Source organism: Paenibacillus sp. FSL P4-0338, from assembly GCF_038002365.1.
In the GTDB taxonomy this organism is placed as follows: Bacteria; Bacillota; Bacilli; order Paenibacillales; family Paenibacillaceae; genus Paenibacillus_AQ.
In genome coordinates this window covers 301,866-312,738 of record NZ_JBBOCG010000002.1, presented here as the reverse complement: position 1 = coordinate 312,738, position 10,873 = coordinate 301,866, and the positions used below count along the sequence as shown (strand labels likewise).

Annotated in this window: 12 protein-coding genes; all 12 read right to left on the bottom strand. The window is 51.7% G+C overall.

Annotation, left to right across the window (positions count from 1 at the left end; all coding sequences use genetic code 11):
- Positions 1 to 29 precede the first annotated feature (29 nt).
- The 12 genes from MKZ07_RS25460 to MKZ07_RS25405 all read right to left on the bottom strand — a co-directional run bounded on the left by MKZ07_RS25460 (position 30) and on the right by MKZ07_RS25405 (position 10,758).
- Positions 30 to 1,238 carry an HpcH/HpaI aldolase/citrate lyase family protein gene (locus MKZ07_RS25460; RefSeq protein WP_341028419.1) on the bottom strand — a complete coding sequence of 403 codons (1,209 nt, stop codon included), beginning with the start codon at positions 1,236 to 1,238 and terminating at the stop codon, positions 30 to 32.
- Between the two features lie 232 nt (positions 1,239 to 1,470).
- Positions 1,471 to 2,214 carry a TerC family protein gene (locus MKZ07_RS25455; protein ID WP_036695602.1) on the bottom strand — a complete coding sequence of 248 codons (744 nt, stop codon included), beginning with the start codon at positions 2,212 to 2,214 and terminating at the stop codon, positions 1,471 to 1,473.
- Between the two features lie 27 nt (positions 2,215 to 2,241).
- Entirely contained in the window at positions 2,242 to 3,564 is a 1,323-nt protein-coding gene (locus MKZ07_RS25450) for a TerD family protein (protein ID WP_036695601.1), read from the bottom strand.
- Between the two features lie 94 nt (positions 3,565 to 3,658).
- Positions 3,659 to 4,240, bottom strand: coding sequence for a TerD family protein (locus MKZ07_RS25445; RefSeq protein WP_036695600.1), 582 nt, complete (start codon positions 4,238 to 4,240; stop codon positions 3,659 to 3,661).
- 50 nt (positions 4,241 to 4,290) lie between these two features.
- Positions 4,291 to 4,866, bottom strand: a complete 576-nt coding sequence (locus tag MKZ07_RS25440; RefSeq protein ID WP_036695599.1) for a TerD family protein — start codon at positions 4,864 to 4,866, stop codon at positions 4,291 to 4,293.
- Between the two features lie 29 nt (positions 4,867 to 4,895).
- Complete coding sequence (locus MKZ07_RS25435; protein WP_036695598.1) at positions 4,896 to 5,492, bottom strand: TerD family protein; 597 nt, start codon at positions 5,490 to 5,492, stop codon at positions 4,896 to 4,898.
- Between the two features lie 112 nt (positions 5,493 to 5,604).
- Positions 5,605 to 6,051, bottom strand: coding sequence for a tellurite resistance TerB family protein (locus MKZ07_RS25430; protein WP_036695597.1), 447 nt, complete (start codon positions 6,049 to 6,051; stop codon positions 5,605 to 5,607).
- Positions 6,052 to 6,308: 257 nt separating this feature from the next.
- Positions 6,309 to 7,031, bottom strand: coding sequence for an amino acid ABC transporter ATP-binding protein (locus MKZ07_RS25425; RefSeq protein ID WP_036695638.1), 723 nt, complete (start codon positions 7,029 to 7,031; stop codon positions 6,309 to 6,311).
- Positions 7,032 to 7,045: 14 nt separating this feature from the next.
- Complete coding sequence (locus tag MKZ07_RS25420) at positions 7,046 to 7,693, bottom strand: amino acid ABC transporter permease (RefSeq protein ID WP_036695596.1); 648 nt, start codon at positions 7,691 to 7,693, stop codon at positions 7,046 to 7,048.
- 96 nt (positions 7,694 to 7,789) lie between these two features.
- A complete protein-coding gene (locus MKZ07_RS25415) occupies positions 7,790 to 8,605 on the bottom strand; it encodes a transporter substrate-binding domain-containing protein (RefSeq protein WP_036695595.1) in 816 nt (271 codons plus the stop codon).
- A 220-nt stretch (positions 8,606 to 8,825) separates the two neighbouring features.
- Positions 8,826 to 9,701 (bottom strand): N-carbamoylputrescine amidase, encoded by an 876-nt coding sequence (gene aguB, locus MKZ07_RS25410; protein WP_036695594.1) that lies wholly within the window; start codon positions 9,699 to 9,701, stop codon positions 8,826 to 8,828.
- Positions 9,702 to 9,729: 28 nt separating this feature from the next.
- Positions 9,730 to 10,758, bottom strand: coding sequence for an agmatine deiminase family protein (locus tag MKZ07_RS25405; RefSeq protein ID WP_036695637.1), 1,029 nt, complete (start codon positions 10,756 to 10,758; stop codon positions 9,730 to 9,732).
- Positions 10,759 to 10,873 lie beyond the last annotated feature (115 nt).

The window sequence follows — 10,873 nt, the reverse complement described above, 5'->3', positions numbered from 1 at the left end:
TTACCGTAACCTGCAGATTCTCGACGATATTAAACGTGTGTGTATTCGTTCTCGGGTAGTAATCCGACAAAATGCTGTTGTTCATGTAACACCCCGTATATTTGAGATCGTAATAAAATTCGTCTGGCCCAGTTCAAATGAGGCTTGATTTCATTCATTTTGTTATAATATTCACTCTTGAACACGCCGCGGCTGCCATCGTTGCTGTCTACAATACTTAAGGCGTCCACATACTCTTCATGCATTACAGTATACATGGCCTGCACCGGTCTGAGGTGGGAGGGGTGGATAATAGTTTTGCCCACAATGCCGTTCTCCTTGTCCAGAATCACTTCCCGGATCAGTCCGTCCATCGAGCTGGAGATGAAATTATTGCGCATCTCGCGGCCATGCTTGCCGTAGGTATCCTCGAAGGGCGTCTCCCGCAGCTGCGGGCGGAGGACACGGTGTCCTTTGCTGGCAAAATACTCCCACACAGGTCCCGAGATCACGTAGCCTTCCTCTACACGGCCAAATATGTTAATGATATCCGACATGCAGTCACGGATCGGCGTCAGGTCATAAATACTGATATCCGGACTGCGCCGCAGTCCGAACAGACTGGAGAAGTCCGTCGCCCCAATCCGGACATTCAGCACATACTCGCGGTATTGCCCGAGCAGATCCCGGACCCCAAGCAGAGTGTCCATCCGGCTCTCCCGGTAGATGATCGGCGCATTCTCCAGAATCGGCATCCCGTACAGCACCGGGGCGGAATAGCTGCGTGTGTCATTGTAATCGGCAATAGCCTCGAAATAATCTGTACCGTTCTCTACGGAGAATTTGGGGAAGACGAAGCCGGTCAGCATGGTGATTAATGATCCCAGCCGGAAAATCAGATCTCTTAGCTGTGCAGGGTTACGTACGCGGATGAACAGCAGCGGAAGACTGCCGAGCTGGTCCGGCTCATTCTCCGCATAAGCGGACAGGAACGCCAGATGCCTGACGATGGACTCTTCGGCATAATCCACTTCACCGTCCCCGATGGCATCCTCCAAATCTATGATTACCGTGATAAGCCCCGAGGCTCTCAGCTTAATAATATCTTCGGCAACACTGGCACGGGTGGCCGGCATATACAGGGCTGCTCCGACGGCATAAGCCAGTAAATCCTTACGGGTAGTATGATCAAATGAAACCGGCGGAACATGGAATAATGAGGCTTCCTGTTCTTGTGTGAGGTAATCGAAATATCTCAAAGCCCTTCCCCCTTAATGTTGTGCCAGCACAATACAAATGGCCTTTGGCTTCGAGCAGAACCAGCTATGCCGTCCTCTCGGGGACGGTATCCGGCTTTCTTTGAACCCAAGCAAAGGCCATGCTATAAACACCTATTACGATTACCCGAAAGGCGCGCCGGAGTCCACCCTTCCCGTGAACCCCGCGCCTTCCTGCACAGCTATAAGGATAAAAATATGAAGCAGAAGTAAATCAGGCTTTGTGGTTCTCGGCCTTCTTCCGTTTGCTTGCGCTATACACGATAGTACCTGCAAACACCGCAATTAGAATACCGAAGAAAATTACATGCGGCAATTCATAGCCGAAGGCTCCGGCAAGCATTTTACCGGCAATCAGTGCAATAAGCAGGAATGCCGTTTGTTCCAGTTCAGGATATCTTGCGATCAGCTTGAGGAATACCTGTGCCACACCGCGCATCATCAGTACGCCGAGAATACCGCCAAGGAAGAGTACCCAGACTTCAGAACTAAGACCGAATGCTGCTACCACGCTGTCAATACTGAAGGCAATATCCATTAATTCAACCAGAAGGACCGTCTTCCAGAAAGAGGCACCTTTATTCTTAATCTCGCCATCTTCACCGCTGCCCTTGAACAGCCCTTTGTAGGCAATATAGAAGAGATACAAGGCCCCGAGCACCTTAACCAGCGTAAATTTGACGAGATAGGTCCCCAGACCAATCGCCAGGAATCTGAATAAATAAGCGCCGAGTATCCCGTAGAACAAAGCCTTACGCTGCTGCTCCTTCGGAAGGTGCTTAACCATAACCGCCAGTACAAGCGCGTTATCAGCGGACAACAGACCCTCCAGCAGAATCAGACTTCCGATAATTCCCCAGCTGACAGGGTCGGAGAGCGTTCCTGCAATATCACTCCATGAGAAGAAATGCCCGTAATTCTCACCGATACTCCTAAAAAAATCACTGAACCAGTCCATTCCACTTGCGCCTCCGGTAATATCAAATTATTTACTTCCCGCTACCCAGCGAAGCCCCCAGCCATAAGCCTCATCCATCTCCCGGTGACCGCTGAAATATTGCACGAGCCGTTCAATACTGAAGGTCTCATTGTCCACATTCCGGATCAGCGCGATGGCGCACATGCCTTTACGGTTGTTATGCTCGTCCAGATTAACGATAATATCCGGTCCTCCATCCTGCTTCAGGGTAACCACTCCATCCGCCTCAGACCAGTTGGTAACTCCTTTGTAAATAAAGGCAAACACCAGAATCCGTTCGATCTGGGCAACCTTACTTCCGTTTATACGCAGATTCTCGCCGGATGTTACGGAACCGGTCCGGTCATCTCCATCGAGCATCATATAAGGCTGCTGCTGCAGGTTACCGAACGCATTGCCCAGTGCCTGCACCACGCCTTTGCTGCCGTTCTTCAGCTCATACAGACAGGCCAGATCGAGATCCACCCCGCCCTTGTTACGGCTGAACAGCCCTCCGCCCTGCTTCTGGTTCCAGTTGAGGTTAATCAACAGCTCACCCAGTCCGGAGGCGGATTTCTTCAGGTTAATCGAATCGCCCTTCTTCTTCAGCTCAATCTTCTTCAGATTGAGATTCAGCGCCGGTGCGGGAGCAGCCTCCTGCTTAGGCGGTGCCGGTGCAGGCGGTGGCGGAATCACAATATTCGGTCTGGATGACTCCGCGCGGGGCGGCGGCACTTGAAGCGGCGGGCGTCCCGGCGGCGTCTGTTCCTGCGGCTTCGGTGCCGGTGCAGGCTCATCCTCAACTTCTATGCCGTAGTTGCCGCAGAGCGCCTTAAGCCCGCCCGAGAAGCCCGCAACAATCGCACTGTATTTCCATTCTTCACCATGTCTATATAATTCTCCAACTACAACAGCCGTTTCCACAGAGAACTGATTTCCGAGGTTACACCGCAGAAGCTGCGCACCTGTCGCCTGATTTACGACCCGGCACTCCGCTTCGCTCATTTGTCCGAACATCTGCTTGCGGTTTTCTCCGTCATACAGAGTAAGGGTGAAGGCAATCTTCACTATGTTTGCCGGAATCCGCTCCAGCGAGACCTCGAACTGCTTCAATCCGCCCGAAGCCGTCCCCGGCACATCCTTATAGGTGATATAGGGAGTAGACGGGTTATTATAAAAAATCAGATCATCGTCACTGCCCACTTTACCGCCAGCTCCAAGCAGGAATGCGGAAGCATCAATATCCATGGAAGACGGAGCTTTCCACCCGATCTCAACCGTAATGCTGCGGAGCCCCGGGCTCCCTTTGGTCAGGTCTGCTTTCTGCCCTTTGACTACTTCTGTATTCATTCTTACGCCACCTTTATACATGGATAAGAGCGCAACTTATCAGATTTTGTGTATAAAAAGGGCAGGATCGATGATGATCCCGCCTTTGAAGCTCTTATTGCGCGTCCAGCCCGTAGTTTTTGCATAATGCGCTTAGTCCGCCGGCGAAGCCGCTGCCGATCGCCTGGAATTTCCAATCCGCCCCCTGGCGGTAGAATTCACAGAAGACTACAGCCGTCTCGGTGGAGAAATCCTCGCCCAGATCGAACCGCAGAACCTCACGGTCGCTGGATGCATCTACAACGCGGACAAAAGCATTGGAGACTTGTCCGAAGTTCTGCGCCCGGGTCTCATAATCATAGATCGTGACCGTGATCCCGATACGCTGAATATTCGCAGGCACCAGACTGAAGTCTACGATGATCTGTTCATCATCCCCGTCGCCTTCACCTGTACGGTTGTCGCCTGTATGGGTTACAGAGCCTGTACCGCCAGTCGGGTTGTTATAGAATACAAAGTCATTTTCGCTTTTGGCTTTGCCGTCCTCATGCAGCAGGAATGCTGATGCATCGAGGTCGAAATCCTTGCCGCCGCTATACTTGTTTGTATCCCAGCCCAGTCCTACTACAACTTTGGTCAGACCCGGATTCGTCTTGGTAAGATCAATCCGCTGTCCTTTGGAAAGACTGATCGTCACTGTCAAAAACCCTCTTTCCTTACAGATTTAATTCCCGTAATGTCAGAGTCTTATTGCAGGCCGTAATCACGGGTCAAGCCGGCCAGACCGTCCTTGTAGCCGCTGCCGATCGCGTTGAATTTCCATTCTGCACCGTTACGGTACAATTCACCGACAACTACGCCTGTTTCAACGGAGAAATCTTCACCCAGGTCAAAGCGGATCAGTTCCTCACTATTCGCATCGTTAACGATACGCACATAAGAACGGGAGACTTGTCCGAAGTTCTGGCTTCTGGACTCTGCTTCATAGATGGTAATGGTGAAGGCAATCTTGTCCACATCTGCAGGAACATTAAGCAAATCGACTTGAACCTGCTCATCGTCTCCGTCGCCTTCTCCTGTACGGTTATCGCCGGTGTGAACGACAGATGCGTTCTCGTTCTGCTTGTTGTTGAAGAAGATGAAGTTGGTTTCTTTATCTACTTTACCGCTGGCATTGGTCAGGAACACGGAAACGTCAAGGTCAAAGTCCTTACCGCCATCGTATTTATTCGTATCCCATCCTAGGCCGACTGTGATTTTGGATAAGCCCGGGTTGGTTTTGGTCAGATCGATTTTTTGTCCCTTGGATAAGTTGATAGCCATGAATAGAGCCCTCTTTTCTCAAATTGGATTTAGATATAGCGTTCTGCCAGCTGATTGATATGCGCTGCGTGGGCGCCTTCACCGATGGCGGCGAATTTCCACTCATCGCCGTGACGGTACAACTCACCGCAGATCAGTGCCGTGAAGCCTGTATAATTGTCTGTCAGATTAAACTTAACCAATTCTGCGTTGCCTGCCGCATTAATAATCCGGATATACGCAGATTTGATCATCCCGAAATCCTGCTTGCGGTTCACAGCATCGTAGATGTTGACTACAACCAGAACCTTATGGACATCGGCAGGAATCGACTTCAGATTCACATTAATCTGCTCGTCGTCCCCGTCTCCCTCACCCGTCAGGTTATCTCCCGAGTGAACCACGGAGTTGTTCGTATTCTGTTTGTTGTGAAAGCAGACGAGGTTCAGCTTATTGGTCAGCTTGCCGTTCTCATTCAGCAGCAGCGCTGAGGCATCGCAGTCCACGTTCGCCTGTTTCTTGACGCCAAAGAATCCTCTTGCCGGTTCGGCAGGGTCCCAACCCAGTCCTACAATTACGTTAGACAGTCCGGCATTGCCTTTGGTTAAATCGATCTTCTGACCTTTTACCAGATTAATTCCAGCCAACTTGAAGTACCTCCGTTTCCAGATAGAAGTGTGCTTGCGGGTGTTACATCAGTGATACGGCGATGAATCGCCTAAAGTTTCACCTAATTAGCAAATGGAATCCAGCCTGTAATTACAGGCTGAATTCACTAGGGCTAAGTGACAGCACATTGCAGATATTCCGCACAACCGCTTTCTCATGCTCATCGAAGTCACCGTCAGCCGCACCAATCGCGGAGCATACGCCTACAATAACGCGGCCAATCTCCGGTTTGCTGCTGAACTTTGCAATCGCCTTGAGCGCTTCCTGCTTGCCGATTTCGGGCGAGAATTCGAAGTTGCTCACATAGAAATTAAACTGGGCGATGACATCTCTCATATCAAATACCTTAAGTTCATTGCTGAGATTCATGTACCCCGCCATCTTGTTCTTCTCGGATTCCTCAATCTTGCCGTCAGCCGCAGCCACCAGTGCGCAGCCTGCCACTACAGCATTCATGAAGTCTTTATTTTTAAATTTCTTAACCTGTTCTGTCAGTCCGTTTTTTGTCGTATTCAGCCAATTTTTAAATGTGCTCATCGTATTCTCCTTCTATCATTATGGAATTATGACCAGCAGAAAGCCTATGCGGTCTTATTAAGCACCCTATCCTTGTCTGCCGGAAATATAAGGATAAATCATTATGCAGAACCGCTGTCATCCTTATACTTTAAAAAAAGATATCCCCGAGCCTCCTCCCCGCCACCCTGGGCAGCTATTCACGCTTGGACTTATTGCCTATTTCTTACTCTTCTAATATAACCGATTAAATAACAATATTCTACTTTGGGCGATTCTTACAGCACCTTGGACAGAAACTCCCGTGTACGCTCATGCGACGGGCTGCCGAACAACTGCTCCGGCGCACCCTGCTCGACTATGGCCCCTTGCTCCATAAAAAGCACCCGGTCCCCCACTTCACGGGCGAAGCCCATCTCATGGGTCACCACAACCATGGTCATCCCCTCGCGGGCCAGCTCCTTCATAACCGCCAGGACCTCGCCCACCATCTCGGGGTCCAGGGCCGAGGTCGGCTCGTCGAACAGCATGATCTTCGGCTCCATCGCCAGCGCCCGGGCAATCGCCACCCGTTGGGCCTGACCGCCGGAGAGCGAGGAAGGGTACATCTCCGCCTTCTCGCTAAGACCCACCTTCTGCAGCAGCTCTAATGCCTTCTGCCTCGCTTGATCCGCCGTCCATTTCCGCACCTTCATCGGGGCCAGCATGATGTTCTCGATCACTTTCCGGTGCGGAAACAGATTGAACTGCTGAAAGACCATCCCCAGCTCGGTACGGATATCGTTAATCCTTGTGCTCTTGGCGATCAAGGAAGTGCCTCCAATGATAATATCGCCCGCTTGCGGCTGCTCCAGCAGATTAAGGCAGCGCAGAAAGGTCGATTTGCCCGAGCCCGAAGGCCCGATGATGACCACAACCTCCCGGCTGTGAATGTCGACGCTGATATCCGTCAGTACCTGATGGGCACCGAATGATTTGTACAGATGCTTGACTGAAATAATCGGTTCCATAGGGGTTACACCTTCCGTTCAATATAATTAAGCAGCTTGCTGAGCGAATAAGTAAGAATGAAATAGATCAGTGCAGCGGTCAGATACGGCTCCCAGATCCGCAGGTATTGGCCTTTCATGGTATTGCTCCAGTACATAATCTCAGGGGCGGCAATCAGCGCCAGCAGCGAGGAATCCTTAACCAGCACAATGAATTCATTCCCGAACGCGGGAACCATCCGTTTGATCGCCTGGGGCAAAATAATGAAGCGCATCGCCTGCTGCCGGGTCATTCCGAGGGACAGGGCCGCTTCCCGCTGTCCGGGGTCGATGGACTGGATACCGGCGCGGAAGATCTCCGCAGAATAGGCGGCGGAATTGAGCGACAACGCCACGAATGCGCTCATCAGTACGTAGGTTTTGCCGTAGAACAACGGGATCAGGCCGAAATGGACGATCAGAATCTGCACATAGAGCGGCGTACCGCGGAAGATGTTGATATAGGCATGGAAGGGCCAGCGGAAATACCATTTGGGCGCCATTTTACCGAAACCGATAATCAGCCCCAGCAAGGAGCCGCACAGAATGGAGACCAGCGATACGCCGATGGTGAACAAGGTCCCTTTTAGCAAAACCGGTAAATAATGAACGATGATGTCGAATCTGAAATCCATAGAATTCTTCCCTTCTCTTCTGCTTCTGACTTACTCAAAAAAAGAAGCACGCGCAATAGCAATCATTACGCATGCTTAGTTGTTGCGGTTCTTAGGCTACTTCGCGTTCATAAGCGCCGCCGTGTCCGGCTCTTCGCCGAACCATTCCTTGTAGATCTCCGCATATTTGCCGTTCTCGATGACCTTTTTGATCGCCGGGTCCAGCTTCTCCTTCCATTCGCTGCCCTTCGGATACAGGATACCGTAGTACTCGGAGCCGAAATTCTCCTTGTCGATAATGCCTGTCAGCTTCTCCTTCGGGTTGTTCTTGATGTATTCGTTCACGATGGCGATATCCGCGACCACCGCATCCGCCCCGCCGCCGTTCAGCTCCATCAGCGCTACCGCATTGCTGTCGAACCGCTTCAGGTTGCCGTTGTCGACGCCCATAATGCCGCTCATCAGCTCATCTGCTGTCGTAGCCGCCTGAACCGCAACCTTCTTCCCCTTCAGGTCCAGGGCGGATTTGATGTCGCTGCCTTCCTTCACCATGATCATGTTCGTAGATTCGAAATAAGGGATAGAGTAGTCATAGGTTTCCTTGCGCTCATCTGTAATCGATACCGAGGATACGCCCGCCTGATATTCAGTGCCCTGCTTCACACTGGTCAGCATGGTATCCCAGCCTGTGTTGGTGAGCGTGTAATCGATGCCGGCCTCCGCCATTACCGCCTTGATGAAATCAATGTCAAAGCCCTTGATCGTATCGGTATCCATATACTCCATTGGTGCATAGCTGGCATCAGTAGCGATTTTGAGGCTTTTCCCGTCCGCACTGCCGCCTTTTGCATCATTATCAGAGCCACAACCCGCTATTGCCAAGACCAGGAGTGCCACCATACCTGACATCGCCCACTTTTTTCGGATTCCCATTCTCCAATCCCCCTACTTATTTGTAAAATAACTTAAGGAGATTTTATCAGATTAAAGTAATGATGACAATTAACTTTATCCATTCATGTAATATAATATGACACTATTATCGATATATTGTAACATATCATGCAAAAAAGCAGCCAAAACGTCCCGGAGAGAGCTCCCCGGTAGCATTTTGGCTGCTTACTGAATTGGTCAATACATATTAGCGCATAAGTTAGAAGGTCAGATCACCGTCATACGAAGCAATCATCCGGTACAGCTCCGGACGGCGGTCACGGAAGATCCCCCATTCAATCCGTCCTACCTCAAGAGCATCCAGATCGAATTCGCTGACCAGCACGGTCTGCTCATCCCGTCCGGCTTCGACAATCTTGTTGCCCTGCGGACCAGCAATGAATGACGAGCCGTAGAAATCAATGCTGGAATCCTCGTCAGTCTCCTTGCCGATCCGGTTGGAGGCCACGACAGGAATCAGGTTAGCGGCAGCATGACCGAGCATGCAGGTCTGCCAGTGATCCTTGGAATCAATCGACCCGTCCTGCGGCTCCGAGCCGATGGCTGTAGGATAGAACAGAATCTCCGCCCCCATCAGGCTCATCACCCGGGCAGCTTCCGGGTACCATTGGTCCCAGCATACACCGACTCCGATTTTGGCATAACGGGTATTCCACACCTTGAAGCCGGTATCGCCCGGGTTGAAGTAGAATTTCTCTTCATAGCCTGGACCGTCAGGAATATGGCTCTTGCGGTATTTGCCCATCACGGTTCCGTCCGCATCAATTACCGCCAGCGAGTTGTACCGCGCATAATTCTTCTTCTCATAAAAGCTGATCGGCAGCACCACCTCAAGCTCCTTGGCGATAGCCTTGAAGTGGTTCACCGCCTTGTTCTGCTCAAGCTCCGTAGCATAGGCATAGTAATCCGACTTCTCCTTCTGACAGAAATACGGCGTCTCGAACAGCTCCTGCAGCAGAATAATCTGCGCGCCTTGGGCAGCCGCCTCTCTAACCAGTGTCTCCGCTTTGCGGATATTCTCATCAATGTCGCCGGAACAGCTCATTTGCGTCGCGGCTACTTTTACTTGTCTCATGGTTGTTCCTCCTTGGTTGGATCTCAGTCTAATCCACCGCAGGCATCTGCTGGGTGGTGCAATGCACGTTCCCGCCTTCGCCGATCACGGCCATTCCGTTCACGGTACGGATGCGACGGTCCGGGAACAGCCCGGCCAGCGTCTCTTCAGCCAGCTTGTCCGTTTCAGCCGCTGTACCGCCGAAGACTGGCAGGATAATTCCGCCGTTCACGAAATAGAAATTCAGATAGCTCAGCGTCAGGCGGCTGCCCTCGAAGTCCACGCGGGGCGGCTGCTGGATGCGGATAATCTCCAGCTTCCGGCCTTTGGTATCAACCGTCTGCTCCAGAATACGCAGATTCTCCTGCGTAATCGCATAGTTCTCATCCTGCGGGTCCTCGCAGACCTGGATAATCACCTTACCCGGTGCCGCGAAGCAGGCGATATTATCGACATGCCCGTCCGTCTCATCCCCGCTGAGGCCGCGCTTCAGCCAGATGATGGACTCGGTCCCGGTATATTGCTTGACATAATCAGCAATCTCTTCGCGGCTAAGCTCAGGATTACGGTTCGTATTCAGCAGGCATTCCTCTGTGGTCAGCAGGGTGCCCTCGCCATCTGTATGAATGGAGCCGCCCTCCATCACCAGCGGAGCATCGAACGCATTGACCTCCAGGTGCTTCAGAATCTGCGGAGCCACCTCATCATCGAGATCCCAAGGCGAATATTTGCCGCCCCAGGCATTGAACTTCCAGTTGACCCCGGCCAGCTTGCCGTCAGGACCCGAGAGGAAGGTCGGCCCATTGTCCCGCAGCCAGGCATCATTGTGCCGGATCGGGAGCAGCGTCACGTTAGCGCCAAGTGCTAATTCCTCAACAGCTTCCAGCTCATCCGGATTGACGATAACCGTCACCGGCTCGAATTCGGCAATCGCGCGGATAATCTCGGCATAGCCCCCGCTAACCGCTTCATGATTATCAGGGTGTACCATCGAGTCCTTCACCGGCCAGGAAATGAAGGTCCGTTCATGCTTGGCCCATTCGGCAGGCATTGTATAGTGTAAATCACGTGGATGCATCATTTAGTTACCTCTGCTGTTTAGTTTTTGAAGCCGGGGGATCTGCCCGCAAGCTCCTCACCCATCATACATTAATATGCCGGTGGGCTCAATTGCTGCGCAGCAATAATCCCTC